The organism is Prochlorococcus marinus CUG1433 (assembly GCA_017644425.1).
Lineage (GTDB): Bacteria > Cyanobacteriota > Cyanobacteriia > PCC-6307 > Cyanobiaceae > Prochlorococcus_A > Prochlorococcus_A marinus_U.
In genome coordinates this window covers 926,996-953,846 of the sequence record JAEPLN010000001.1, presented here as the reverse complement: position 1 = coordinate 953,846, position 26,851 = coordinate 926,996, and the positions used below count along the sequence as shown (strand labels likewise).

The following is a 26,851-nucleotide window of genomic DNA, read 5'->3' as shown; positions in this document are numbered from 1 at the left end:
AATAACAATAGATTAGGCATTAAACCTTACTAATGAAGAATTTGGAAACATTGCTAAAAGATTATGCAGATCATGTAGCTGAAAGAGCTGCCAAAGGTATACCTCCTTTGCCTTTAAATGCTGAACAAACAAATTGTATTACAAAATTATTAGAACAAGATAGTACTTACGATTCATCTTATTTACTTGATTTATTAATAAATAGAGTACCCCCAGGAGTTGATGAGGCTGCTTACGTAAAAGCAAGCTGGCTTACGGCTATTGTTAATTCCGAAAAATATTGCAAATCAATTAATCCCGAAAAAGCAATCGAAATACTTGGAACAATGATAGGCGGATACAATGTAAATTCTTTGGTTGAAATACTTAAAGGAGAAAATAGTTTACTCGCAAAAAAAGCGGCAGAAGTTTTAAAAAACATTATTCTTGTTTACGACTCGGCTAATGAAATTTATGAATTATCTCAAAATAATATTTATGCAAAAGAAGTTGTAAATAGTTGGGCAAATGCAGAATGGTTCATAAATAAAAAAGTTCTAGAAAAAGAGATTACTTGTTTAGTATTTAAAGTAGACGGTGAGACAAACACAGACGACTTATCTCCAGCTGTACATGCAACAACACGCCCGGATATTCCAATGCATGCATTAGCTATGTTGGAATTTAAAAAACCTGATGGACTAAAGATTCTTGATAATTTTAAAAAACAAAATTTACCAATAGCTTATGTTGGAGATGTTGTTGGAACAGGGAGTTCTAGAAAATCTGCTATTAATTCACTCATTTGGCATATAGGAGAAGATATTGCTTTTGTTCCCAACAAAAAAACAGGTGGAATAATAATTGGCAGCAAAATAGCTCCAATTTTCTTCAATACTGCACAAGATTCAGGAGCTTTACCTATAGAAGCTGACGTTTCTCAAATGAAAACAGGAGATGTTATTAAAATATATCCCTATAAAGGCATTATTAAAAAAATTGAAAAAGATTCAAATACTGAAAAATTAATCAGCAAATTCGAGTTGTATCCATCAACTCTTACTGATGAAATTCAAGCTGGCGGAAGAATTAATCTTATGATTGGAAGATCTCTTACGGACAAAATTAGAAACAAATTAGATTATCAACCAAGTGAAATATTTACTAGACCACAAAACCCAACCGAAAGTAGTGCCGGATTTACTCAAGCTCAAAAAATAGTAGGCAAAGCTTGCGGTTTAGATGGAGTTAGGCCAGGAATGACCTGTGAGCCAATTATGACCACAGTTGGTAGTCAAGATACTACTGGGCCAATGACTAGAGATGAATTAAAAGAACTAGCTTGTTTAGGATTTACTGCAGATTTAGTGATGCAAAGTTTTTGTCATACTGCTGCATATCCTAAACCAGTAGATCTACTTACCCATAAAGAATTACCTGATTTTATATCTCAAAGAGGTGGAGTAGCTCTTAAGCCTGGAGACGGCATCATTCATAGTTGGCTTAACAGAATGCTTCTCCCTGATACTGTTGGCACAGGTGGAGATAGTCATACAAGATTTCCTCTTGGCATTTCATTTCCTGGAGGCTCAGGCATTGTTGCATTTGCCGCTGCAATAGGATCAATGCCATTAAATATGCCGGAATCTGTGCTGGTTAAGTTTAAAGGAGAATTATTACCAGGAATTACTCTCAGAGATTTAGTTAATGCAATCCCTCTCTTCGCAATTAATAAAGGACTATTAACTGTTGAGAAAGAAAATAAAAAAAATATATTCAACGGAAAAATTATGGAAATTGAGGGATTACCAAACCTAAAACTTGAACAAGCTTTTGAACTTACTGATGCCACTGCAGAACGATCATGCGCTGGTAGCACAATACTTTTATCCCAAGAAACTGTTCAAGAATATTTAAAAAGCAATATTTGCCTGCTAGAAAAAATGATCGAGAGCAATTATGAAGATTCAAAATCGATTTCTAGAAGAATAAATGATATGAAAAATTGGTTAAAAAAACCATCATTAATTCAACCAGATTCAAACGCTCAGTATGAAGAAATCATTGAAATTGATTTAGCAAAAGTAACACAACCTATAGTTGCTTGCCCTAATGATCCAGATAATGTAAAAGAAATCACTGATGTTGCAAATACAAATATTGACGAGGTTTTTATAGGCTCTTGCATGACAAATATTGGTCATTACAGGGCAGCTGCAAAAGTTCTTGAAGGAGTACAAAATTTAAAAGCTAAATTATGGATTTGTCCACCAACAAAGATGGATGAAGAAACTCTAAAAGCTGAAGGCTACTATAAAATATTTGAAGATTGTGGTGCAAGATTAGAGTTGCCAGGCTGTTCATTATGTATGGGAAATCAAGCTAGAGTTGATGAAGGTTCTGTTGTATTTTCCACCAGTACAAGAAATTTTGACAATAGACTTGGCAAGAATGCGCAAGTATTCTTAGGCAGTGCAGAATTGGCAGCAGTTTGTGCACTGCTTGGAAAAATACCTGAAATAGAAGAATATCAGGATATTACTAAAAATAAAATTAATCCATATTCAGATGAACTTTATCGCTATCTTCAATTTGATGAAATACACGATTTCAGCTTGACAAAGTAATCATGGACCATGCCAAACTTTATAAAAGATAATATTCAAAAAACAAGTAATAATTCTTCTCGTAGCATCAAAAAATTATTAAAACAAAGATCTTTAGTCGTTGCATTTTCTCTCTTATTAACAGGTCTAGGAGCTTCAATTACAAGCATATCTTTTAAAACTGGAATCTATTTTATTAATAATTGGAGATTAGCATTATTAGACCAATTCCCATCTATTGCGGTCTTACCTATTTTTGGAGCTCTAGGAGGAGCTATTGCAGGATATTTGATCAAAAATATAGCGCCTGCCGCAAAAGGTTCAGGAGTGAGTCAAATCATGGGTTTCTTAAGACATAAAAAAGTTCCAATGAATTTGAAAGTAGGATTAGTAAAGCTGATATCAGGAATTATTGCGATTGGTAGTGGATTCCCTTTGGGTCCAGAAGGTCCATCAGTTCAAATGGGAGGATCCGTAGCTTGGCAAATGGCCAAGTGGCTCAAAGCTCCTACAGCTTTCAGAAGAGTAATAGTAGCAGCAGGTGGTGGTGCTGGAATAGCTGCAGTATTTAGCGCTCCATTAGGAGGGTTTATTTATGCAATAGAGGAGTTATTAAACTCTGCTAGACCAGTAATTTTATTATTAGTAGTAATTACAACTTTTATTGCAGATTCATCTGCTGATATTATTCAAGCCTTGGGTTTAGATCCTAAAGCAGGAGGCTTTGATTTTAACCTCGGATTTTTGATTCAAAAAGAATACGACCCATCAGTTTTTTTCTTACCTGTAGATTTTATTTACTTAGTTTTACTAGGAATAATTATTGGAATATTTGCAGAATTGTACAGCAGATATGTTTTGTTAATGCAAAATTTTGGGAAAAAGTGGTATAAAAATAAATTTGTTTTAAAAATGAGTATCTGTGGACTTATTTTAGGAAGTATCTACTCTTTTTTACCCAGTACATTTCATAATTTAGATGAATTACAGAAAATAATAGCTGAACAAAATACAAGTATTGGAATTGCTTTAATAGCAGTTTTAGTACTATTTATCACGACAGGTTTAGCTGCAGCATCCGGAGCTCCTGGAGGATTATTCTATCCAATGCTTACTTTAGGAGGATCAATCGGACTAATAATGGGAAGCTGGGTAGAAATTGCTACAGGACATGCACCAAGTACATACATTTTTGCGGGAATGGGAGCTTTCGTAGCAGGATGTTCACGAACGCCAATAACAGCAATGTTTTTAGCTTTTGCTTTAACAAAAAATTTATTAATAATGAAACCTGTGTTAATCAGCTGCATTGCCAGTTTCTTGGTAGCAAGAGCTTTTAATGAAGAATCAATTTATGAAAGACAAATACAAATAGAATTAGAAGACTAAGAAACTATCTTCAATCAAAAACAGCAGTTTTGCTGTTATAGACAAATACTTGATGATTTAGATGTAATCTTACTGCTCTTGCTAAAGCTATTCTTTCAATATCTCGTCCTTTTCTAATCAAATCATCAACTTCATCCCTATGACTTACATTAACTGTACATTGCTCTATTATCGGGCCTTCATCAAGATCTTCAGTAACATAGTGAGCAGTAGCACCGATTAATTTAACACCTCTCTTCCACGCTCTATGATATGGTTGCCCGCCCTTAAATGCAGGTAAGAAAGAATGATGAATATTTATTATTGAAGAAAATTTTTTTAAAAAAGAGTCACTCAAAATTTGCATATATTTGGCTAATACAACTAGATCAATGTCATATTCTTTTAGTAAATTTAAAAATTGATCTTCAACAAAAGTTTTATCAGTTTTAAAGGTATCAATATGGACAAATTTTGCATTAAAGTCATTTGCAATATTTTCAAGATGAGAATGATTTGAAATTATTAAAGGAACTTTCATTTTGAGTTCTCCATTTCTTACTCGCCAAAGTAAATCAATCAAACAATGATTTTGTTTACTCACGAAAATAGCAACATTTGGGATTTCATCAGAATAATTTACTTTAAATTGTCCATTTACTTCATCTGCAATTTTTTCAAATTCTTTATAAATTTCATCTCTATTAAAAGATTCATTGTTACTATTCCATTCAATTCGACTAAGAAACAAACCTGCATCTTGATCAGTATGATGATCAGAATGTTTTATATTGCCACCGTAATTTGAAATCCAACTTGTAAGTAAACTTACAAGGCCAGGACGATCAGGACAAACAATTTTGAATATAATTGAAGGATGTTCCAAAAATCTTTAAATATTAAGTCAAATAAGCAAGTATATCTAATATATCAATGAAAAGCTTAAAAGAAAATTTTCAAAAAGCAAACATAGTTATTATTGGCTCAGGGATTATTGGAAAATTTAACGCCTTAGAATTATCAGAATTAGGTTTCCAAGTAACGATAATAGATCCAACTCAACTCCAAAATAGTAGCAATGCAGCTTTAGGCTTGCTAATGGGTAATATGTATCAAAAAAGAAGGGGTAGAAGCTGGGATCTCAGGAAACAAAGCATTGAATTATGGCCACAATGGATTACGTTCCTACAAAAATTTAATTATGAATTAAATATCGAAAAACCATTAATCCAACTAACTACTAATGAAGAAAAGTTTAAAAAATTAGAGAAATTTGTTTATGAAAATAATGATCCAACGTTACTAATTTTAGAAAGAGACTCAATATTAATCAAGAATATAAATAAAACCTTCCAAACAAACAATATAAAAGGAATGATCTCCTTCAAAGATGGAAAAATAAATGCTTTATCGTTACTACAAACATTAGATAAATATCTAAAACATAAAAAAGTAAATTATTTACAAGAAGAAATAATAAAAATAAGAAAATCAGACAATCAATGGATTTCTACAACAAGAAATAATGAAAATATCAAATCTGACATGGTTATTTTGTGTAATTCACTAAAAGCGATTGATTTAATAGATAGCAGATCTCACAACATCAAATTAAAGCCTGTTTTAGGCCAAGCTATGGAAATTGAGATTAATGATGAAGAAGTTGATTTGTTTTCGCTGCCAAAACAATTCAATATAAATGGTAAAAATATAATTCCAAAATCAAAAAATAAGCTAATTATTGGATCAACTGACGAACATAGTACTAAGCCAGAAAAAAATACATTCGAAAAACTCACAAATTTTCTAGATAAAAAACCAACTTGGCTGGAGAAAGGAAAAATTTGTAAAAAGTGGTACGGAATTAGGTCAAGACCAGATGGTGAGCCTTCACCAATAATGAAAAATCTTGAAGATGGACTAATTATCTGTACAGGTTTTTATAAAAATGGGATTTTACTGGCTCCCGCTTGTTCTAAATGGGTTGCTAATGAAATTAAAAATTACCTTTACTAATCTTTTGTTTCAGTGAAGTCTGCATCAATTACATCATCTCCACCTTTTTCATTTGAATCACTCTGATCAGGACCACCAGCTGCGCCAGGTGATGGTGGCTGATTGCCTGGTTGCTGATAAACAGATGAGCCAACTGCATAAAGTTCTTGCTGGAGTTCTTCAAGAAGTTTTTTCATTGATTCATAATCTTCTTTTGAAGTTGCTTCTTTTAAAGCATTACTTTTTTCTTCAACTTTAGACTTTGCTGCAGCATCAATTTTGTCTCCTAACTCACCAAGTTGCTTTTCTGTCTGGTAGACAAGTGTTTCAGCTTGATTTTTTAAATCAATTTTTTCTCTTTTTTCCTTATCTGCAGATGCATTTGATTCTGCATCTTTTACCATTTTTTCTACTTCATTATCAGATAAAGTAGAAGCACCAGTGATAGAAATACTTTGCTCTTTACCACTTCCTTTATCTTTAGCAGTAACACTAAGAATTCCATTTGCATCGATATCAAATGTAACTTCAATTTGCGGAACTCCCCTTGGTGCTGAGGGTATTCCATCCAATCTAAAGGTTCCTAAGCTTTTGTTATCAGAGGCCATTTCTCTTTCACCCTGTAAAACGTGTATTTCAACATTTGTTTGACCGTCTACAGCAGTTGAATATGTTTCAGATTTCTTTGTAGGTACGGTAGTATTTCGATTTATCATTTTTGTCATTACTCCGCCTAGAGTCTCTACACCTAGAGAAAGTGGAGTAACATCAAGCAACAATATATCTTTAACCTCTCCTGCTAAAACTCCTCCCTGAATTGCAGCTCCAACAGCTACTACCTCATCGGGATTAACGGTTTGGTTTGGATCTTTACCAATTATTTTTTTAACTAAATCTAGAACGGCAGGTATTCTAGATGAGCCTCCGACCATAACAACTTCATCAATTTCACTAGTAGAAATTTTTGCATCGCTTATAGCTCTCTCAACTGGGGTCTTACACCTATCAATTAAAGAAGCTGCTAGTTCCTCGAACTTTACTCTAGTAAGGTTCAAATCTAAGTGTTTTGGTCCTTCAGGCGTAGCTGTAATAAAAGGTAAATTTATCTCACTTTGCGTAGCATTTGAAAGCTCTATCTTTGCTTTTTCTGCAGCTTCAGTCAATCTTTGCAAAGCTTGCTTATCTTGTCTGAGATCAATTCCCTCATTTGATTTAAAAGTATTAGCTAAGTGATCTACAATGCATCTATCAAAATCATCACCACCTAAATGTGTATCTCCTGACGTAGATAGAACTTCTGTTACTCCGTCACCTGCTTCAATAACTGAGACATCAAATGTTCCTCCCCCTAAATCAAAAACAAGAATTTTTTCATTCTCTTTATCCAAACCATATGCTAGGGCCGCAGCGGTTGGCTCATTAACAATTCTGAGGACTTCTAAACCTGCAATCTTTCCGGCATCTTTAGTAGCCTGTCTTTGTGAATCATTAAAATAAGCTGGAACTGTAATTACAGCTTGTGTAACTTTTTCACCAAGGTATTTACCTGCATCATCTGCTAACTTTCTTAAAACTTGAGAACTCACCTCTTCAGGAGAAAACTGCTTATCCAAAATAGGGCATTTTAACTTTACACTAGAACCAGATTTTTCAACAGAATAACTAACTTCTTTAGATTCTTCATTAACTTCATCAACTCTTCTTCCAACAAATCGTTTTGCTGAATAAAAAGTATTTTCAGGGTTCATTACAGCCTGTCTTTTAGCTATTTGTCCAACAAGCTGATCTTGATTTTTTGTATATGCAACAACTGATGGAGTAGTTCTGAAACCCTCAGCATTTGCTATTACAGTAGGTTTACCACCTTCCATTACAGCAACACAACTATTAGTTGTTCCTAAATCGATTCCTACAACCTTACCCATGGGTATACTATTTGTATTTGTTATTCTCCATAATCGGTCATTGACGTCATTATTGTTACTCAAAAATGGGGTGTGGTTCCCGAACAGATCATTATTTTAAAGAAAAATACTACACATGATTTCAAGTAAGACATCTTTTATAGCATTAATCGGCAATCCAGTAAGCCATTCCTTGTCACCGATTATGCAAAATGCTGCATTCCAATATTTAGGCCTAGATTTAATTTATATTGCTATACCTTGCAAAGATGAAGATCTAGAATTGGTTCTGCATTCTTTGAAAAAAATTAATTGCAAAGGTTTAAATATTACAATTCCCCATAAAGAAAAAGTATTTAATCTATGTAGTGAAATTTCGCCTATTGCAAGCAAACTGAAAGCCATTAATACCCTGAAATTAAATTCTGAAAATGAATGGAGCGCAACTAATACTGATTTAGAAGGATTTATTTATCCATTAAAAAATTTGAACTTAGCAAAAAAAAAATCAATAGTTCTTGGCTCCGGGGGTTCAGCAAAATCTGTTATTCAAGGTTTAATAAATTTAAATTTTTCAAAAATTTCAGTAATAGGACGTAACAAATCATCTCTAGATGAATTCATAAAAAACTTTGAAAATCAAATTGAACTTGAGAGTTTCTTAAGTAACGATAATCAAGCTCAAAATTTAATTGAAGAAGCAGATTTAGTTGTAAATACGACACCAGTAGGAATGAAAACAGCCAAAAATGAAATGAATTTATTGCCATATGGAGATTATTTTTGGAGATCTCTTAACTCAAAAACTATTGTTTATGATTTAATATATAACCCTGCTCCGACTCATCTATTAAAATTCAGCGCTAATAAAGGATGCATGACTATCGATGGTTTGCAAATGCTTGTTGCTCAGGGAATGAAATCATTATCATTTTGGACAAATGGTTTAGAAGTACCTTTTCATATTATGAATGATGCACTCAAAAATCATCTTTAAAACAATGCTAATTTTCAAAGAACTGCACATCATGATGTATCGTTAAAGATGAACAGACGCTCATAACATCAACTATATGAGCCAAAGACCTTGTCTGAAACTATGAACGATCAACAATCCTATTACGAAACTATGTATATCCTCCGCCCAGATATTGCGGAAGATGAAGTAACTAACCACATTGATAAATATAATAAGCTTTTAGAAGAATTTGGCGGTACCATCCTCGATAGTCAAATGAGGGGTAAAAGAAGATTAGCCTATCAAATAGCAAAACATAGAGAAGGTATTTACGTCCAACTAAGTCATCAAGGAGATGGACAACATATTTTCAAAATCGAAAAAGCAATGAGACTAAGTGAAGATGTTATTAGATACATGACCGTTAAACAAGAAGGGCCCTTGCCAACTCCGAGACCTTCTACGAAGAATTCAACTAAAGTAGATGATAAAGAAAATCCAGAATCTAAAGTTGAATCTAAGGAAGAAAAACCAGTAGTAAGCGCAGATACTTCAACTTCGGGAAAAGATGATAATGAAACTAAAGAAAATGCAGAATCTTAAATGTTAATCTTTTGTTTTTGAATTTAATTCAGCCCATATTTTATTAGACATACCCCACATATAAATAAAACCCTCCGCTAAAGAATGATTAAAAACATCGTCTTTGCTATAAGTTGCCAAATCTTCTCTGTAAAGCGAATTATTTTCAGACATTCTACCGATTACTATTGCGTTCCCCTTATGAAGTCTAATCTTTACTCTTCCATTAACTGCAGTTTGAGTCGACGAAATAAATGAATCTAAACTATCTTTAAGAGGTCCAAACCAAAAACCTTGATAGACAAGTTGACCCCATTTTTTTTCAACTATTCCTTTAAAGTCGACAACTTCTGGATTCAATGTAATGCTTTCTAATTCTTTGTGAGCTTTTATTAAAAGCAAGAGGCCTGGTGTTTCGTAAATCTCTCTACTTTTAATTCCTACTACTCGGTCTTCAATCATATCAATTCTCCCAAAGCCATGCTCACCTGCCAGAACATTAGCTTTTTTAATAATCTCTACAGGGGTTAGAGATTCATCATTAATTCCAACAGGAAACCCATTTTTAAAAATAATTTCTACTTCTTGAGGAGAATCAGGTGAATTCTCAATAGATGATGTCATTGCAAAAATATCTTCAGGTGCTTCTTTCATTGGGTCTTCTAATATGCCTGCTTCAATACTCCGACCAAGTAAATTAACATCTATTGAATATGGTGATTTTTTTGATACTGGTGCAGGAATACCAAACTTTTCTCCGTACACTATTGCCTCTTCCCTACTCATATTCCATTCCCTTGCAGGAGTAATTATTTTTAAATCAGGACCTAAAGCATTTATTGCTAAATCAAATCGAACTTGATCATTCCCTTTACCAGTGCATCCATGAGCCACTGCATCAGCACTAAACTCTCGAGCAATATTTACAAGATTTTCTGCAATTAAAGGCCTAGCAAGAGCTGTAGATAAAGGATATTTATCTAAATATAATGCGTTTGCTCTAATGGCTGGAAAAGCGTATCTCTCAACAAAACTTTTAACTAAATTGCCAACAATTGATTGAGATGCACCAGAATTTAGAGCTTTTTGCCTAATAAGTTCTAAATCCTCGCCTTGACCAAGATCTGCGACAAAAGTAACTACTTCTGAAATTCCATATTCATTCTTTAAATATGGAATACAAACGCTCGTATCTACGCCACCAGAATAAGCTAGTACAACTTTTTTTACCTGCTGCATCTAAATTTGCTCCATAAATTTAAATTTTTTGACGTAATTAAGACTTTGAAAACTTATTAAAGACTAATACTATTGTAACTAAAAGAGCTGGACCAAAAACTAATAATAAGAGAAGAAAGTTATTAATTATTAAAACATTGGGATTCAAATATCCAATAAGTTTTAATAATCCAGACAGCAACAATGAAATTAGCCAGATAAAAAAGTATTTAAAATTTCCTTTATCAAACAAAGTTTTTAGTGTGCATCATTATGTATTATCTTATATATAGAACATTATCTATAATGGATTCAAACAAACTAAAACTTAGATTAGACGATATTTCTGAAGTTAACCCAGCTTTAACTTGCTACCACAGAGATGATCCAGCTCCTGTGTTGCCATTAAGAGAGGAGCCTGACCTACTATCTTGGCTTGAAAATACAGGCAGACTCGTTGCAGAAAAAGATGGAGATTCCCAAGAGATCAGTACTATAGAAGAAGAAGAACTTTCAGCGTTAATGGGGGAAAAGGAAGATTATAAAACTGAAGAAGATCCTTCATTAGAAGATGATTGGGAAGATTAAAAAGTTTAACTTTAAATCTTTATTTATATTAAATACTTTTGCTTTAATAGTAACCTCCTATTTTTTTAATAATTTTATTTTTATAGGAGTTTACATATTATTCTTCTTTATTTCTATTTTTACAACGAAAAAGGGTCTAAAGATTATCAAAAAATTTAATTTACTTCAAAATATTAGAAATGAAGGCCCAGCTAATCACTTTAAAAAAAGTGATACTCCAACAATGGGTGGAATTTTTATGATAATCCCTTTTTTAATTTTGCTTTTAATAATAACTATCAATTTAGGTTCTATAAAATTAATTCTTTTATTACTTACTATTTTTGGTTTCTTTATTATAGGATTTTTAGATGATTATTTAAGCATTAAAAAAAAAGAGAACACAGGTTTAAAAACAAAACAGAAATTAATCTTTCAAAGTGTCATCTCAATAATTTTTATATCGTTAGCCTACGAAAAAAATTTAATCAGTCCATTAATAACAATTTCTGACTCCTGGGAAATAAATATGAATATTTTCATATTGCCAGTTTCTTTTTTAGTACTTGTCGGCATGAGTAATTCAGTAAATTTGACTGATGGACTAGATGGATTAGCAACTGGATGCAGTGGGATTGTCTTTTATGGATTAGGAACAGAAATATTACTGAAAGAACAGCAAGAGCTTTTTGTTTTTAGCATTTTATGTTTTTCGATGTCAGGCATATGCCTAGGTTTTCTCAAGTACAATAGTTATCCTGCAAAAATATTTATGGGTGACACCGGATCTCTAAGTATAGGAGCAATTCTGGGTTCTATAGCGTTATTAACCAATAGCATTTTTACCTTATCTATTTTTTCAGGAATATTTATTATTGAATCGTTATCAGTAATGATTCAAGTAGGGTTTTTTAAAATTACAAAAAAATTATTTCATAGAGGTAAACGCATATTTTTAATGGCTCCACTACACCACCACTTTGAACTTAAAGGAATGAAGGAACAAAAAATAGTTGAAAATTTTTGGAAAATCAACATTTTACTTGTAATTTTAGGTATAGTTTTAAAAATCAATCTTTGAAAAATTTGTTATGAATTTTTTTACATGGAAAGATAATGGGTTAACAAGTGACTGTGCAAGTCTTGAAGCAATGGCATCAAGATTTGAAGAAACAGCTAACTTAATGAAAAAACTATCTAAGAAGGGCTTTAAACTAAAGAAAACTCAAAATAATCAACTAATTCTTCACCCTGATCCTGAGGTTTTTGATCAATGGGGTTTTATAAGTGAGGAAGTCCCTTTTAAACAACTTTGTTTAATGTCAGATGAAGAATAGCTACTTGAACTTGAAAATTCTTCAGTAAGTACTGATAAATAATTACGTACATGAGTGTTCCAACTAAAGTGTCTGTTAACACCCTCAATTCCATTTCTGCTCCATATTTTCCACTGATTATTATTTGATATACCTTTTTCAAGAATATTTTTCAACTCATCAATATCAGTAACATCCACTAGAAGTCCATTTTCACATTTTGAACGAATTTCTTTAGGTCCACCATCATTAGTTGATATTATTGGTAATCCACATGAAGAAGCTTCAAGAAGAGTTAAACCAAAAGGCTCTGTTAAAGCTGGATTTACAAATACGCCACCTCTGCTAGCAGCCCACCTATATAAAGAAGGAATCTGACTTGGAAGATGTTTTTTTGGATAAGCTACCTTTCCATACAAATTATATTTATCAATTGTTTCAAAAATATTATTGAAAACATCTTTTTGTTGAGGATCAAGTTTTGAAGTACTCTCTCTACAACCCAAAATCAAAATTAAATTAGTTTTTCTTTTTAATTTTTCAGATCTTCCATAAGCTTCAATCAGAGATGGAATATTTTTTCTTCGTACAGCTCTAGAAATAGTCAAAAATGGAGGTTTGGAAGAATCCGTTAGAAAAGGTTTCATCATGTTATCAATTTCGGCTGTCTCGCTTGTGGAGTGAATATGGTGAAATTTATTATGATCAACACCAGGCGGAATAACTTTAGCTTTATGAGGTGAAAAAGAAGAATATTGGGAATATTGATACACTGACTCCTGTTTAGTGCTTGTAACGACGATATCTGCAGATTTCAATGCTTTTTCTTCTGCCTCAATTCTTTTACTTATAGAATAAAGTTTTTCTATTTGATTATTTTTTAAACCAGTATCAAGCAATTTCCTTTTTTTCTCTCTTCCTAGAGAATGACCAGTAAAAATAAGAGGAACGTTTAGGGATTTACTTAGTTTAACTCCTACATAACCAGCATCTGCATAATGTGCATGAATGAAATTAGGCTTTTTGTTTTTTTTATAGTAAGAAATCAGCTTTTCAGTTAAATGATCTAAATAAGGCCAAAGCAATTCCTTTCTTAAATATTTATTAGGTCCAAATTTGAATCTTAAAATTCTAACTCCAGGTTCTACAAATTCTTCTTCTTGAGAATATTCATCTTCTACTTTAGGGTCTTTTATTAAACGAGTAACTAAATCAACTTGATCAACTTCTACAGTATTAGCCAAACTTTTAATTAACTCAAAAACGTATTGTGTTTGCCCTCCTGTATCTGCATCTCTGCCTAACTCAAGATTTTTAGAACGTATAAGACCATGTAAATGTAAATGTAAAAATTTCAACCTCATTCAGCAAATCCTCCGATAAACGGCCTTTAATACAAATAAGCTGAATTTTCTTAGAAAATATTAAGAAAGCATTATGATTTGAAATTTTTTTTATATAAAAGTTTTCAAAAAAGCAGTTACAGAGGGGTTTTATGCCACTTTAAAAAAGAATTTAGTTTTGCTGAAATATTTAATATAAAAAGAAATACAACAAGGATTTTCTTATTTCAGAACCTTTTTAAGATATTTTGCTGTATGACTTGTAGGATTTTTAGCTACATCCTCAGGAATACCTTCTGCAATTATTTCTCCTCCTTTATCCCCTCCGTCAGGTCCTAAATCGATTATCCAATCTGAACATCTAATAACATCTAAATTATGTTCAATAACAATAACTGAATTACCTTTATCTACCAAACGTTGTATCACATCCATTAATTTATGAACATCATAAAAACTTAACCCTGTAGTTGGTTCATCAATCAAATATAAAGTTTTTCCAGTAGCCCTTTTTGACAATTCTGTGGCTAACTTAACTCTTTGAGCTTCTCCACCAGATAATGTAGGAGCTGGCTGTCCTAATTTGACGTATCCTAAGCCAACATCAACCAATGTAGATAATCTATCAGCAGCTTGAGGTATAGCAGAAAAAGTTTCTGCAGCTTGTTCAACAGTCATCTCTAGAACATCAGATATATTAAAACCTTTATATTTAACTTGAAGAGTTTCTCTATTAAAACGAGCTCCTTTACATACTTCACATTGAACATAAACATCAGGTAGAAAATTCATTTCAATAACATTGACTCCCTGCCCTTTACAAGCTTCGCATCTTCCTCCTTTAACATTAAAGCTAAATTGACCAGCCTGATAACCTCTTGCTTTTGCTTCTACTGTGGCAGTAAATATCTGCCTTATGGGGTCAAAAGCACCAGTATATGTAGCAGGATTAGATCTTGGAGTTCTTCCTATTGGAGATTGATCAATAACGATAACTTTATCAATTGCCTTTATACCCTTTAACTCTTTTACACCTTGAGGAAAGGGAACTTTTAATCCTAGAGAATGGCACAATGCCGGATGAAGTAATTCATTTATCAAAGTGCTCTTTCCACTTCCACTTACACCAGTTACAGAAACTAACCTTCCTAAAGGAAATTCCACAGAAATATTTTTTAAATTATTTTTAGAGCAATTATTTAAAATTAAACTTTTCTTTACAGATGATCTACGTTCTTTTGGAGTAGGAATTGACTTCCTACCACTGAGGTATGCTCCAGTTAATGACCTTTCTGAATTTATGACGTCTTGATAAGATCCTTTTGCAATTATTTCCCCACCATAAACACCTGCCCCTGGACCAATATCTACTAGATAATCTGCGGACTTCATAGTATCTTCATCATGTTCAACGACAACCAAAGTATTTCCCAAGTCTCTTAAGCTTTTTAATGTTTCTAATAATCTGTCATTATCTCTCTGATGCAAACCAATACTTGGTTCATCTAGTACATATAAAACTCCAGTAAGACCTGCACCTATTTGTGTAGCCAGTCTAATACGCTGAGCTTCACCACCAGACAAAGTCATAGCTGGTCTATCTAAAGTCAAATAATCTAAACCTACATTAATTAAAAACTTCAAACGCAAACGAATCTCTTTTAAAACCAATTCACCTATTTGCTTTTGTTTTTCTGATAAAGATATATTTTCTTTATTTGTCTTACCTAAACCCATGATGCGCTCTATGTGAGTGAGGGTTTCAGAAACGCTTATAGAAGTTAAGTCAGTAATATTATATGGACCAAGTTTAACGGCCAAGGCCTCAGGTCTTAATCTTTTTCCAGAACATGTCTTACAAGGCACTAATTCTAGATATTTTTCTAATTTTTGTTTAACTGATTCTCCATTGGCTTCTTTCAACTGTCTTTCTAAAATTGGTAATATTCCCTCAAAAGGTCTTTCAAAACCACTAGAAGTCTTAAAACGACTATCAGCTTGAATCAATATTGGTTTATCTGATCCTAAAAGTAGAACTTTTTTTTGCAAATCACTTAAATCTTTCCAAGGTGTTTTTAATTCAAAACCATAAGCCTGTCCCACAGAATAAAGTAAAGAGAAATAATAAGTATTATCTTTTTCACTCCAAGGCGCTATTGCTGCATAAACAGGTAATGTTTTATCGGGAATAACTCTATCAGCAGTAAATTTTTTTAAATAACCTATCCCATGACAATCTGGACATGCCCCATATGGACTGTTAAAGGAAAATAATCTAGGAGAAAGTTCCTCAACAATAGAACCATGAACTGGACATGCATAATTTTCTGAGTAAAGTTTCTCTCTTTCTAGGTTAAGAGGTAAATTTTCCCCTTTTTTCGGCACAACTTCTACAATTGCTAAACCATCGCCTCTTTTAAGACAAGTTTGAAGAGAATCATTTAATCTTTCTTGTATCCCCTCTCTAGCAATTAGTCTATCAACTACTACCTCAATATTATGAATTTGATTTTTATCTAATTCAATACTATCAGCAAGTTCTCTTACCTCGCCGTTGATTCTTACTCTAGCGAAGCCCTCAGCCGCTAGTCCACTTATTAATTTTGTATGAGTTCCTTTCTTGCCTCTTACAACAGGAGCCAACAATTGGTATCTAGTTCCTTCAGGTAATAAAAGAATTTGATCAACCATTTCATCAATTGTTTGAGGAGCAATAGGAATCCCACAGTGATGACAATGTGGCTCACCAGCACGACCAAATAACAATCTTAAATAATCTTGTATCTCTGTTACAGTGCCAACTGTTGATCGAGGATTATGACTTGTAGATTTTTGATCGATTGAAATAGCAGGTGATAAACCCTCAATATTGTCGACATCAGGTTTATCTACTTGACCCAAAAATTGCCTCGCATATGCCGAAAGACTCTCGACATATCTTCTTTGACCTTCAGCGAAAATTGTATCAAAAGCTAAAGAACTTTTACCACTTCCACTCACACCTGTAAAAACTATAAATTTGTTCCTGGGTAAAGAGAGGTCAATATTTTTTAAATTGTGCTGACGAGCACCTCTTATATTAATTGAGCTATCTTCTTCAAAACTATTAAATTTATTGACCATGTTTAAATCTTAATTTGATTTAAAAAGGTTATTATAGTGGAATTTTTTCTATTTTATGCAGCTTGGTCAAGAAGTCTAGAAGCATAATCATTTACTTCGAGAGAACCTCCACCAATTAGTTCCATTAGTTCGTGCTTTCTCTGTTTTTTTGTAATTAGTTTTGATATTGAGGTATAGGTTATACCATTTATAACTTTTTTACTAACTTTGAAATGAGCTAAGCCACCAGCAGCTAAAAAGGGCTGATGTGTAATACATAAAACCTGTTGCTTTTTAGAAATTTCTTTTATTAACTCGACCAAAGAAAATAAAGATTTACCACTTAAACCATTATCAATTTCATCTAAAAAGAAAGTATTAGGTTTTTTAGAAATACTAGATTTTATAGCTAATAAGAATCTCGACATTTCACCACCAGAAATAACATTTGATAATGGGGCAAGCTTCTGGTCAGGATTAGCAGAAAACAAAAAATTTATATTATCAATTCCATCGCCAGATGGTTTGCATTCGGAAAATTGAACTACAAAATTTGCATTTTGTAATCCCAGATTTCTTAAAGTAGAAATTACTGAATCTTGTAATTCTTTTGCGATTTTTTTTCTCTCAATAGATTGAGTAGAAAATAAAGAATTTAAATTAGTCTGTAATTGTTTAATTTGATTTTCTAAATTACTGATCTCATTATCTTGATCAGTTCTTAGAAAATATGTCCTTAATTCATTTCGCTTTTCAATTAATTGAGGTAAATCTAACGAAAAAGTTCTTTCCAAATTTTTTAAGAAAAATAATCTTTTTTGTATGTCTGAAAGATTGGATTCATGATTGTCTATATCTTGAATATATAAATTTAGACCTAAAATTAGTTCTTCAACATAAGTTTGGATATGTAATAACTTTTCCCTAAAGTTTTCAATTTTCAAATCAAACTCTGCTGTTCTATTTAAATTTTTTATTGATTGATTTATCAACAACGCAACTGATGGTTCATCATGATTGAAATTGTTTAAGTTACCTAAAGTTGATTGAATTGAATTACTTATTTCAAGATTATTTATAAGTTTTTTTTCTAGTAACTCTAGCTCTAAGATTTCCTTACTAGAATTCAAATCAGCTTCCTCTAAACTCTTCAACATTTGTTTAATTACCAAATTATTTTCTTCTTGCTTCCTTAAAGATTCCATCTTTTTATTCATTAATCCTTTTAAAACCTGACTTTCCTCCCATATATTTTTAATCTTTGCACTAGTGTCTCTTAATTCTTGTGAACATAAATCATCAATAATTAATCTTCTCTTATCTTGTGAATCAAATATAAATGTGTCTGATTGTCCTGCAAAATCTATTAATAATCGTCCAAGTTCTTCTAATAATTTTTTATTAATTGATAAATTATTAAGACTATATTTGGATAAAACTTTATTATTTTTTCTAGAGGATATTCTTTTGATATTTAGTACTGATGAAATGCTTTGAAAACCATTACTACTTAACCAGTTATTAATTTGCAAAGAAGAAGTAAATTTTGCTTCAATAGCGCAATGATTTTTTCCTGGACGTATTAAGTGCTTTAAAGGTATATTAGTTCCACCAAATAAAACATTTAAGGAATCTAAGATCAGAGATTTTCCTGAACCAGAATCACCAGTAATGATATTCAAACCTTTTTCGAAATTAATTTCTATAATTTCAATTAAGGCAATATTTTCTATTTTTAATTGTATTAGCATGATAAATCTTCTATATAAAAAAATTAACTTCTTTTACAAAAAAATAAAGGTATTAAATATATAAAGTTATGAAAGAAGATTTTACTGATTTTATTGAGGTGTCTGGATTATTGAATTATGATCCAGATACAATATCTAAAATTTACAAAAAAAACCCGAAGAGACTTTTAAAAAGACTTTGGCAAACACTAATACCTATTTTCGCTTACATATTTTCTGTTGGCTGGGATAAACTAACTGGGAGATTGAAAGATGCAAAGAAAGCGAGATACAGAGCAAAAGAATTAACAAATTTATTAGTTGAACTTGGACCAGCATTTGTTAAGGCAGGACAAGCTTTATCAACTAGGCCTGATATCATTCCAAAGATTCTTCTTGAAGAATTATCTGAGTTGCAAGATCAACTACCAGGATTTGACGGGGAAAAAGCTATGGAATTAATAGAAGGAGATTTAGGATCCAAAATAGATGAAATTTTTATAGAAATTGATAAGAAACCAATTTCTGCGGCTTCCCTAGGACAGGTGCATAAAGCCAAACTAAAAAATAAAGAAATTGTTGCAGTTAAAGTCCAAAGACCTGGTTTAAGAGAACAAATTACTTTAGATCTTTACATAGTAAGAAATATTGCCTATTGGCTAAAAAACAATGTTGGATTGATAAGAAGCGATCTCGTGGCATTGATTGATGAATTAGGCAAAAGAGTTTTCGAAGAGATGGATTACTTAAACGAGGCTGAAAATGCAGAAAAGTTTAGAAATATGCATAAACATAATCAAATGATTGCTGTGCCAAAAATTTATAAAGATATAACATCAAGAAGAGTTTTAACAATGGAATGGATTGAGGGTACAAAGCTAACTAATTTAGAAGATGTAAAAAAGTTAGGGATCGACCCTGACAAGATGATTGATATAGGAGTGCAGTGCAGTTTGGAACAACTTTTAGAACATGGTTTTTTTCATGCAGACCCGCATCCAGGTAACTTGTTAGCCTTGAAAGATGGAAGATTATGTTATTTAGATTTTGGAATGATGAGCGAAGTTTCTAGAGACTCTAGATCAGGCTTAATACAAGCGGTAGTACATTTGGTAAATAAAAACTTCGATAAATTATCTCAAGATTTTGTAAAATTAGGATTTTTGTCTGAAGAAGTTAATCTTGAACCAATAGTCCCCGCATTTCAAGATGTTTTCATTAATGCTGTGGAACAAGGAGTTTCAAAAATGGATTTCAAGAGCGTTACAGACGACATGTCAGGTGTTATGTACAAATTCCCATTCAAACTACCTCCTTACTATGCACTTATAATTAGGTCATTATTGACATTAGAAGGTATTGCTTTGAGCGTAGATCCGAATTTTAAAATATTAGGTGCAGCTTATCCATATTTCGCTAGAAGATTAATGGAGGATCCCGATCCGCAATTAAGAGAAAGTTTGAAAGAAATGCTTTTTGATGATAAAAAATTCAAGTGGGATCGTTTAGAAGATCTTCTTTCTAACGCCGCAAAGCAGACGAATCTTGATTTAGAAAAACTTTTAGATGAAGTAATAAATCTTCTATTTTCTCCAAAAGGCGGTTTTCTTAGAAATGAAATTATTGATGGCGTAACAAATCAAATAGATTTACTTGGTCTTAAACTTTTGAAAAATTTAAATAACTATCTTCCAAATTCAATTAAATTAAAAATGACTAGTGAAAATAAAAACTTAAGCGATCTAATAATGTATGTAGAGCCTTTAAGAAACTTTTTAGAAATTTTGCAGAAGGTGCCAGGTTATTCTATTGATATTTTTCTAAAACAGGTTCCTAGACTAATAAACGAGCCCTATACAAAAGAAATGGGTATAAAAATTGCAAAAAAAGTTACCGAAAAAGGGATGGTAAGACTTGTAAAAATTGCAGCTGGTGCAAATATTTAAAATGAAGTTTAGTAAATTTTTAATAACTAAAATATTTTTTGTTTTAATAAGTTCTCAATTAATTTTTAATGTTTCAAAAGCAAATGCTGCAGAAGATATTAAAATTATATACAGTATATTTTCTAGAACAATTAAAGTCGATTCTTTAAAATTGTTTGCCGAAAATGGTGATTCAACTAGACAATTAAAAAGAATATTAAATGCTACTGGGTCTCCCGAAAAAGAAATAAGATTAGTATTAAATAAAGATTTTGAGATCCCCATAACGATAGCTAGCAAATTAGTCTACTCTGAAATAGGAAAAGTTTTTTTAACAAGACTTTCTTCTATTATCCATCCTTCAAGAGCTGATGATGAAAGAACAGGTATGTTAGCACTTAGAGCAAGTTTAATTAAAGGTATACACTTAGGAAATGGAAAAATAAATCTGATAAAATTTTTTGAAGCATATCCAACTAAAACTGTTATTTTAGATGTGAACGCTTTAAGCAAAGTTATGAATAAAGTAGAATCAATTTCAGAATTATTAGAGTTTTTTACAACTTCTCCTCTAGAAAAAATTAAAACGAATTAAACATCTATGACGTTATTAAATAAAATCAAAAATAAAATTGGTATTAATTACAGAAAAAAAAGATGGCCTGGTCTAATTGAAGCTTACAAACAATATCTTCCAGTTACAAAAAAAACCCCTATTATCTCCTTAAATGAAGGAAATACTCCGCTAATTCTTAGTGAAACTTTGAGTAAATTAGTTGGAAATGGAACAAGAGTTTTTTTAAAATATGATGGCCTGAATCCTACAGGATCTTTTAAAGATCGTGGTATGACTATGGCAATTAGCAAAGCAAAAGAAGAGGGGCGAGAAGCGGTAATTTGCGCAAGCACCGGAAACACTTCTGCAGCTGCAGCTGCATATGCTTCTAGAGGAGGATTAAAACCTTATGTATTAATTCCAGATGGATTTGTTGCTCAAGGTAAACTTGCTCAAGCCTTAATGTATGGAGCAGAGATAATATCTATTAATGGAAACTTTGATAAAGCTTTAGAGATTGTAAGAGATTTATCTTCAGAGCAACCAATAGAACTTGTTAATTCTGTCAATCCATATCGAATACAAGGACAGAAGACTGCAGCTTTTGAGATTATTGATGACTTAGGTATTACTCCTGACTGGCTTTGTATACCCATGGGAAATGCAGGAAACATAACAGCTTATTGGTTAGGATTTAAAGAATATTCAAAGATAAAAAGAAATTTTAAGTTACCAGTCATGATGGGTTTTCAAGCTGAAGGATCTGCTCCGTTAGTGCAAAACATTATAGTCAAAGATCCAGAAACAATTGCTACTGCAATAAGAATTGGGAACCCTGTAAATAGAGAAAAAGCAAAAAAAGTAAAAAAAGAGAGTAAAGGAGATTTTCAGTCAGTCACTGATGAAGAAATTATCAATGCTTATAAAATTCTTGCCAAAGAAGGAGTTTTTTGTGAACCTGCAAGTGCAGCATCTGTCGCTGGACTGTTAAAAAATAAGAATAGGATCCAAAAGGAATCCACTATTGTTTGTGTTTTAACTGGAAATGGATTGAAAGATCCTGATTGTGCTATTAAAAATAATGAAGCTATTTTTAGAAAAAATGTTGAGCCTTCGTTAAAAAATATAACCAAAATTCTTGGATATTAAAATCCAAAAATATTAGTGTCTGTTGAAATCATTTAAAAAAATAATATTTTTGTTGAAAAACAAATAACAATTAGTTTTAATTGTGGAAAATTTTTTAATTTTTTAGTTGAAGAAGAAATTATTTAACATAAAAAAAATTTTTTCCACTATCTAAATTTCTCTTAAACCTAATAAAAAAGGTATTAAAATTAAATATTCCACAGTTTCCACAATAACTACTACTACTATAAATATTTTTTTAATTATTAATTTTATGTTAGAAAAAAGAATAAAAAGATTTATTGAATTTAGCTTATTAAAAAAGTATATTGAAATTGTAAAAAATTCCAAATTGCGATGGAAATTATTTGTAATCAAAATGAGTTAAATAATGCCATACAACTAGTAAGCAAAGCAGTTGCATCAAGACCCACTCATCCAATTCTTGCAAATATACTTTTAACAGCTGATCAAGGAACTAATAAAATTAGTCTGACAGGTTTCGATCTTAATTTAGGGATTCAAACCTCTTTTGATGGAACTGTTAAAAATAGTGGAGCCATTACTATACCTGCGAAACTATTATCTGAAATAGTAAATAAATTACCTAACGAAACACCTGTTTCTTTAAAAGTGGATGAGAATTTAGATAATATTTTAATCAAAAGTGATAGAGGTTCTTTCAATCTCAAAGGTATACCTTCAGATGATTACCCAAACCTGCCATTTGTTGAAAGTGGTACTTCTTTGAATATTGAACCTAATTCTTTTTTAACTTCTCTAAAATCTACTATTTTTGCTGCCAGCAACGATGATTCGAAGCAATTGCTCACAGGCGTTAATCTTACCTTTAAACAAAACTATTTAGAATCTGCTTCTACAGATGGTCATAGATTGGCAGTTGCTTTAATTAGTAACGGAGAAAATACTGAAAAGAAAGACAATTTATCTTTAAATGAAAATGATTTTTCAGTTACTATTCCAACTAGATCCTTAAGAGAAATTGAAAAACTAGTAACTTTAAGAAGTTCAGAAAATTCAATAAAGCTTTTTTATGATAAAGGTCAAGTAGTTTTTATTTCATCTAATCAAATAATTACAACACGAACATTGGAAGGCACTTATCCTAATTATTCACAATTAATACCAGATACTTTTTCAAAGACTTTTACTTTTAATACAAAAAAGTTAATAGATGCACTCGAAAGAATTGCGGTCTTGGCTGATCAGCAAAGTAGCGTAGTGAAATTTAACTTAGATAATTCAGATTTAGCATCAATAAGTGCAGATGCACAAGAGATAGGTAGTGCGAAGGAATCATTACCTGTATCTTGCTGTGGAGAAAATCTTGATATTGCTTTTAATGTTAGATATCTCTTAGAGGGTCTAAAAATTATTACTTCTGAAAATGTAATTTTGAAGTGTAATCTCCCAACCACTCCAGCTGTCTTAGTTCCAGAAGATAATCTTAACTCTTTTACTTATCTAGTCATGCCTGTTCAGGTTCGTTCTTGATTTGAAACTACCTAAAGAAATTTTATTAACTGAACTATTAAATTACAATGTAAAGGGTAATATTGCCCTCCATTATGGAAATGGTGAAAATGTTTGGATGCATCCTCCCGTTCATAGAATACTAGGATGGTCTTCTCGCCCTTCCAATTTTGATTTAAAACGAAATGTTTGGAGATTAAATCAAATTTCTCAAATAGTAGATAATGAGATTTATGTAAAAGGAGAACCAGCTATATCGGACCTGGCAACTTTAAATAGGTTTCCAACTTTAATTGAAGCTAATTTAATAAATACAAATGGTTCGAAAATAGGAGTAATAGCTGATTTTTTATTTGAAATTAAAACAGGTCAAATTAAATATTACTTAGTTTCACGAACGAATCCTAAGATTCCAGGTTCTAGTAGATGGAAATTAAATCTTGAAAATATTGTCGATCAACAACCAGGTCTAGTATTTTGTGAAAACCACTCTTTAGATGATTTGTTCTTAATAAAATCGAGTATAAAGAATGAATTTTTGCAAAAAGGAAAAAAAATTATTGATAAGTTTGATGATATTAAAAATATAGCTTCCAATAGAATAGAGGATTGGCTGGAAGAAGATGAAGATATAAATGAAAACTTGGATTTTAAACAAAAAAGTTTTTATAATAATGAGAGAACATCAAGATCTTTAGGAGATAAAAGTGAAGATGACCCTTGGATATAAAGAATGATAAATCCAGAAGATAATGATCTATATGATCTTAAAGAAGCACTTAAAGTTGAAAATTTGACAATTGATGATTATGAAGAAATTTGTAAAAGATTAAGTAGAAAACCAAACAGGACTGAATTAGGAATGTTTGGTGTTATGTGGTCTGAACATTGTTGTTATAGAAATTCAAAACCTTTGTTATCCAAATTTCCTACTAAAGGAAAGAGTGTTTTGGTAGGGCCTGGGGAAAATGCTGGTGTTATTGATGTTGGAAATAATCAAAAACTTGTTTTTAAAATAGAAAGTCATAACCATCCTTCTGCAATAGAACCCTTCCAAGGAGCTGCAACTGGTGTAGGAGGAATATTAAGAGATATTTTCACAATGGGAGCAAGGCCAATAGCAGTATTGAATTCATTGCGTTTTGGTAATCTTGATAAATCGTCTAATATTGATCTTCTACGTGGAGTTGTTTCAGGTATTTCACATTATGGTAATTGTGTAGGGGTACCTACTGTTGGAGGTGAAATTGAATTTGATGATAGTTATTCTGGAAATCCTTTAGTTAATGTTATGGCTTTAGGACTTTTGGAAACTAAAGATATTGTTTGTTCTGGAGCTAAAAGTGTTGGTTCACCAGTACTATATGTTGGAAATACAACAGGCAGAGACGGAGTTGGTGGTGCTAGTTTTGCTAGTTCAGAATTAACTACATCATCATTAGATGATAGACCTGCAGTTCAAGTAGGCGATCCATTTATTGAGAAAAGTCTTATTGAAGCCTGTCTAGATGCTTTTAAAACAGGAGATGTAATTGCTGCTCAAGATATGGGCGCAGCTGGTTTAACTTGTAGTAGTGCAGAAATGGCTGCAAATGGAAATTTAGGGATATTTATTGATTTAGATTTAGTTCCTGCAAGAGAAGATAATATGTCTTCATATCAATATTTATTATCTGAATCGCAAGAGAGAATGTTGTTTGTCATTAAGGAGGAAAAAATTGATTTCCTTATTGAAAAATTTAAAAAATGGGGTTTATATGCGAATGTTATTGGTAAAGTAATCTCGACAAATGAGGTCATAATCTCGCATAAAAGTAAAATTGTTGCCCAAATACCTACTTCCGCTTTATCTGATGATACTCCTGTGAATCTTCGTAATGTTATTAAAAATCCACCGAATTATTTGTTAGAAAAATGGGAATGGAGAGAAGATAATTTACCAGAAATTTACGATCAAAAAATATTTTCAAAGAAGGAAAATAAGATTTTTTCATATTCTCAGATTATTAATAAACTTCTCTCTAATCCATCTATAGCATCAAAAAAATGGATTTTTAAACAATATGACTTTCAGGTACAAGCAAATACAGTTTTTAAACCAGGAGAATCTGATGCAGCTGTAATAAGATTAAGAGAACAAAATGAAAAAAATAAAAATAAGATATTCTCAGGTGTTGCGGCATCAGTTGATTGTAATAGTAGATGGGTTTCTCTTGACCCTTATAGAGGAACCATTGCTGCTGTCGCAGAATCTGCAAGGAATGTTAGTTGCGTTGGGGCTGAGCCAGTAGCAATAACGAATAATTTAAATTTTTCTTCTCCTGAGACTGAGATAGGATATTGGCAACTTTCATCTTCCTGTAATGGGATCTCTGAAGCATGTAAAGCTTTAGAAACGCCTGTAACAGGAGGAAATGTTTCTTTATATAATGAATCGAAAAATAATAATAATGAAATTACTCCTATTAATCCTACGCCAGTGATTGGAATGGTTGGTAAGATACAAAATGTTGATAAAGCTATTAGTAGTGGATGGAAAAATTTTAATGATCAAATTTGGTTGATTGGCTCTAATAAATCAGAAATAACAATTGCTGCAAGTTCTTATTTGGAATATATTCATGGAGAAATTACGGGAAGACCACCAAAAATAGATCTGTTCGATGAAAAGTTATGTCAGAGTTTTTTAAGAAAAGCTATTGAAAAAAATCTTGTAGTGTCGGCTCATGATATTAGTGATGGCGGTTTAGCTATTGCTTTAGCAGAGTGTTGTATTCTCTCATCAAAAGGTGCAACGATAGAATTGAAAGAAGATTATTTTAGAGAAGATAATATACTATTTGCAGAAGGAGGTTCTAGAATAATTTTTTCAATTAATAAAATCAAAGAAAAAGATTGGCTTTCATATTTAGAATCTTTTCAATATAAATCAAGCATATATGTCAAAAAAATAGGATATGTATCTAATGAAAGTCTCAAGATAAAAATTCAAGAAAAAAATATCTGCAATATTAATGTTGATGATTTAACCGAAAAATTTAATAATAGTATTTCAGATAACTTTAAATAATGAAAACTTT

General features: G+C 31.7%; 20 protein-coding genes. 14 read left to right on the top strand and 6 right to left on the bottom strand.

Translation table 11 applies throughout. The features are described 5' to 3' along the window. Window positions 1-32: 32 nt before the first annotated feature. The gene (gene acnB, locus JJ842_05455) at window positions 33-2,606 is read left to right on the top strand and encodes a bifunctional aconitate hydratase 2/2-methylisocitrate dehydratase (GenBank protein MBO6971358.1); all 2,574 of its coding nucleotides are present in this window, start codon (window positions 33-35) and stop codon (window positions 2,604-2,606) included. A 9-nt stretch (window positions 2,607-2,615) separates the two neighbouring features. Next, on the top strand, window positions 2,616-3,974 hold the full coding sequence (locus JJ842_05450; protein MBO6971357.1) for a ClC family H(+)/Cl(-) exchange transporter: 1,359 nt from the start codon (window positions 2,616-2,618) through the stop codon (window positions 3,972-3,974). A gap of 10 nt (window positions 3,975-3,984) precedes the next feature. On the opposite strand, the gene purU is transcribed toward JJ842_05450, so the two are convergent. Next, window positions 3,985-4,839 (bottom strand): formyltetrahydrofolate deformylase, encoded by an 855-nt coding sequence (gene purU / locus JJ842_05445; protein MBO6971356.1) that lies wholly within the window; start codon window positions 4,837-4,839, stop codon window positions 3,985-3,987. A gap of 47 nt (window positions 4,840-4,886) precedes the next feature. Here purU and JJ842_05440 point away from each other — a divergent pair, with 47 nt between their 5' ends. Beyond that, on the top strand, window positions 4,887-5,969 hold the full coding sequence (locus tag JJ842_05440; GenBank protein MBO6971355.1) for an FAD-binding oxidoreductase: 1,083 nt from the start codon (window positions 4,887-4,889) through the stop codon (window positions 5,967-5,969). Here the strand turns inward: JJ842_05440 and dnaK are convergent. After that, window positions 5,966-7,873, bottom strand: coding sequence for a molecular chaperone DnaK (dnaK, locus tag JJ842_05435; GenBank protein ID MBO6971354.1), 1,908 nt, complete (start codon window positions 7,871-7,873; stop codon window positions 5,966-5,968). The genes JJ842_05440 and dnaK overlap by 4 nt on opposite strands. Window positions 7,874-7,988: 115 nt before the next feature. Between dnaK and JJ842_05430 the strand changes: the two genes are divergently transcribed. Both JJ842_05430 and JJ842_05425 read left to right on the top strand, forming a co-directional pair. Then, window positions 7,989-8,849, top strand: coding sequence for a shikimate dehydrogenase (locus JJ842_05430; protein MBO6971353.1), 861 nt, complete (start codon window positions 7,989-7,991; stop codon window positions 8,847-8,849). Between the two features lie 102 nt (window positions 8,850-8,951). Further along, window positions 8,952-9,413: a 30S ribosomal protein S6 gene (locus JJ842_05425; protein MBO6971352.1), complete on the top strand. Its 462-nt coding sequence runs from the start codon at window positions 8,952-8,954 to the stop codon at window positions 9,411-9,413. A gap of 3 nt (window positions 9,414-9,416) precedes the next feature. Here JJ842_05425 and JJ842_05420 read toward each other — a convergent pair whose 3' ends face one another. Further along, window positions 9,417-10,631, bottom strand: a complete 1,215-nt coding sequence (locus JJ842_05420; protein ID MBO6971351.1) for an argininosuccinate synthase — start codon at window positions 10,629-10,631, stop codon at window positions 9,417-9,419. Window positions 10,632-10,916: 285 nt separating this feature from the next. On the opposite strand from JJ842_05420, the gene JJ842_05415 reads away from it, so the two are divergent. From JJ842_05415 to JJ842_05405, 3 genes are read left to right on the top strand one after another with little or no spacing between them, the layout of a single operon-like run. Next, window positions 10,917-11,198 carry a DUF3134 domain-containing protein gene (locus JJ842_05415; GenBank protein MBO6971350.1) on the top strand — a complete coding sequence of 94 codons (282 nt, stop codon included), beginning with the start codon at window positions 10,917-10,919 and terminating at the stop codon, window positions 11,196-11,198. Beyond that, window positions 11,182-12,258 carry a phospho-N-acetylmuramoyl-pentapeptide-transferase gene (locus JJ842_05410; protein MBO6971349.1) on the top strand — a complete coding sequence of 359 codons (1,077 nt, stop codon included), beginning with the start codon at window positions 11,182-11,184 and terminating at the stop codon, window positions 12,256-12,258. Before JJ842_05415 ends, JJ842_05410 begins: the two co-directional genes overlap by 17 nt. A 10-nt stretch (window positions 12,259-12,268) precedes the next feature. Beyond that, the gene (locus JJ842_05405; protein ID MBO6971348.1) at window positions 12,269-12,514 is read left to right on the top strand and encodes a hypothetical protein; all 246 of its coding nucleotides are present in this window, start codon (window positions 12,269-12,271) and stop codon (window positions 12,512-12,514) included. On the opposite strand, the gene JJ842_05400 is transcribed toward JJ842_05405, so the two are convergent. From JJ842_05400 to JJ842_05390, 3 genes are all read right to left on the bottom strand, one after another. Beyond that, a complete protein-coding gene (locus JJ842_05400; GenBank protein ID MBO6971347.1) occupies window positions 12,448-13,857 on the bottom strand; it encodes a glycosyltransferase in 1,410 nt (469 codons plus the stop codon). The genes JJ842_05405 and JJ842_05400 overlap by 67 nt on opposite strands. 201 nt (window positions 13,858-14,058) lie before the next feature. Next, on the bottom strand, window positions 14,059-16,959 hold the full coding sequence (gene uvrA, locus JJ842_05395) for an excinuclease ABC subunit UvrA (protein ID MBO6971346.1): 2,901 nt from the start codon (window positions 16,957-16,959) through the stop codon (window positions 14,059-14,061). Window positions 16,960-17,012: 53 nt separating this feature from the next. Further along, on the bottom strand, window positions 17,013-18,689 hold the full coding sequence (locus tag JJ842_05390) for an AAA family ATPase (GenBank protein MBO6971345.1): 1,677 nt from the start codon (window positions 18,687-18,689) through the stop codon (window positions 17,013-17,015). Window positions 18,690-18,757: 68 nt separating this feature from the next. On the opposite strand from JJ842_05390, the gene JJ842_05385 reads away from it, so the two are divergent. The 6 genes from JJ842_05385 (at window position 18,758) to purL (ending at window position 26,841) form a co-directional block, all read left to right on the top strand. Beyond that, entirely contained in the window at window positions 18,758-20,614 is a 1,857-nt protein-coding gene (locus JJ842_05385) for an AarF/ABC1/UbiB kinase family protein (protein ID MBO6971344.1), read from the top strand. 1 nt (window position 20,615) lies between these two features. Further along, entirely contained in the window at window positions 20,616-21,188 is a 573-nt protein-coding gene (locus JJ842_05380) for an alpha/beta hydrolase (GenBank protein MBO6971343.1), read from the top strand. Between the two features lie 6 nt (window positions 21,189-21,194). Further along, entirely contained in the window at window positions 21,195-22,298 is a 1,104-nt protein-coding gene (locus JJ842_05375; protein MBO6971342.1) for a threonine synthase, read from the top strand. 336 nt (window positions 22,299-22,634) lie between these two features. Next, a complete protein-coding gene (locus JJ842_05370) occupies window positions 22,635-23,792 on the top strand; it encodes a DNA polymerase III subunit beta (GenBank protein ID MBO6971341.1) in 1,158 nt (385 codons plus the stop codon). 1 nt (window position 23,793) lies between these two features. Continuing rightward, on the top strand, window positions 23,794-24,501 hold the full coding sequence (locus JJ842_05365) for a PRC-barrel domain-containing protein (GenBank protein ID MBO6971340.1): 708 nt from the start codon (window positions 23,794-23,796) through the stop codon (window positions 24,499-24,501). 3 nt (window positions 24,502-24,504) lie between these two features. Continuing rightward, window positions 24,505-26,841: a phosphoribosylformylglycinamidine synthase subunit PurL gene (gene purL, locus JJ842_05360; protein ID MBO6971339.1), complete on the top strand. Its 2,337-nt coding sequence runs from the start codon at window positions 24,505-24,507 to the stop codon at window positions 26,839-26,841. Window positions 26,842-26,851 lie beyond the last annotated feature (10 nt).

Bases quoted from the DNA above. Each gene is read 5' to 3' on its own strand.
- acnB (MBO6971358.1), top strand. From the start codon at position 33: ATGAAGAATTTGGAAACATTGCTAAAAGATTATGCAGATCATGTAGCT.
- JJ842_05450 (MBO6971357.1), top strand. From the start codon at position 2,616: ATGCCAAACTTTATAAAAGATAATATTCAAAAAACAAGTAATAATTCT.
- JJ842_05440 (MBO6971355.1), top strand. From the start codon at position 4,887: ATGAAAAGCTTAAAAGAAAATTTTCAAAAAGCAAACATAGTTATTATT.
- dnaK (MBO6971354.1), bottom strand. From the start codon at position 7,873: ATGGGTAAGGTTGTAGGAATCGATTTAGGAACAACTAATAGTTGTGTT.
- JJ842_05430 (MBO6971353.1), top strand. From the start codon at position 7,989: ATGATTTCAAGTAAGACATCTTTTATAGCATTAATCGGCAATCCAGTA.
- JJ842_05425 (MBO6971352.1), top strand. From the start codon at position 8,952: ATGAACGATCAACAATCCTATTACGAAACTATGTATATCCTCCGCCCA.
- JJ842_05420 (MBO6971351.1), bottom strand. From the start codon at position 10,631: ATGCAGCAGGTAAAAAAAGTTGTACTAGCTTATTCTGGTGGCGTAGAT.
- JJ842_05415 (MBO6971350.1), top strand. From the start codon at position 10,917: ATGGATTCAAACAAACTAAAACTTAGATTAGACGATATTTCTGAAGTT.
- JJ842_05410 (MBO6971349.1), top strand. From the start codon at position 11,182: ATGATTGGGAAGATTAAAAAGTTTAACTTTAAATCTTTATTTATATTA.
- JJ842_05405 (MBO6971348.1), top strand. From the start codon at position 12,269: ATGAATTTTTTTACATGGAAAGATAATGGGTTAACAAGTGACTGTGCA.
- JJ842_05400 (MBO6971347.1), bottom strand. From the start codon at position 13,857: ATGAGGTTGAAATTTTTACATTTACATTTACATGGTCTTATACGTTCT.
- uvrA (MBO6971346.1), bottom strand. From the start codon at position 16,959: ATGGTCAATAAATTTAATAGTTTTGAAGAAGATAGCTCAATTAATATA.
- JJ842_05390 (MBO6971345.1), bottom strand. From the start codon at position 18,689: ATGCTAATACAATTAAAAATAGAAAATATTGCCTTAATTGAAATTATA.
- JJ842_05385 (MBO6971344.1), top strand. From the start codon at position 18,758: ATGAAAGAAGATTTTACTGATTTTATTGAGGTGTCTGGATTATTGAAT.
- JJ842_05380 (MBO6971343.1), top strand. From the start codon at position 20,616: ATGAAGTTTAGTAAATTTTTAATAACTAAAATATTTTTTGTTTTAATA.
- JJ842_05375 (MBO6971342.1), top strand. From the start codon at position 21,195: ATGACGTTATTAAATAAAATCAAAAATAAAATTGGTATTAATTACAGA.
- JJ842_05370 (MBO6971341.1), top strand. From the start codon at position 22,635: ATGGAAATTATTTGTAATCAAAATGAGTTAAATAATGCCATACAACTA.
- purL (MBO6971339.1), top strand. From the start codon at position 24,505: ATGATAAATCCAGAAGATAATGATCTATATGATCTTAAAGAAGCACTT.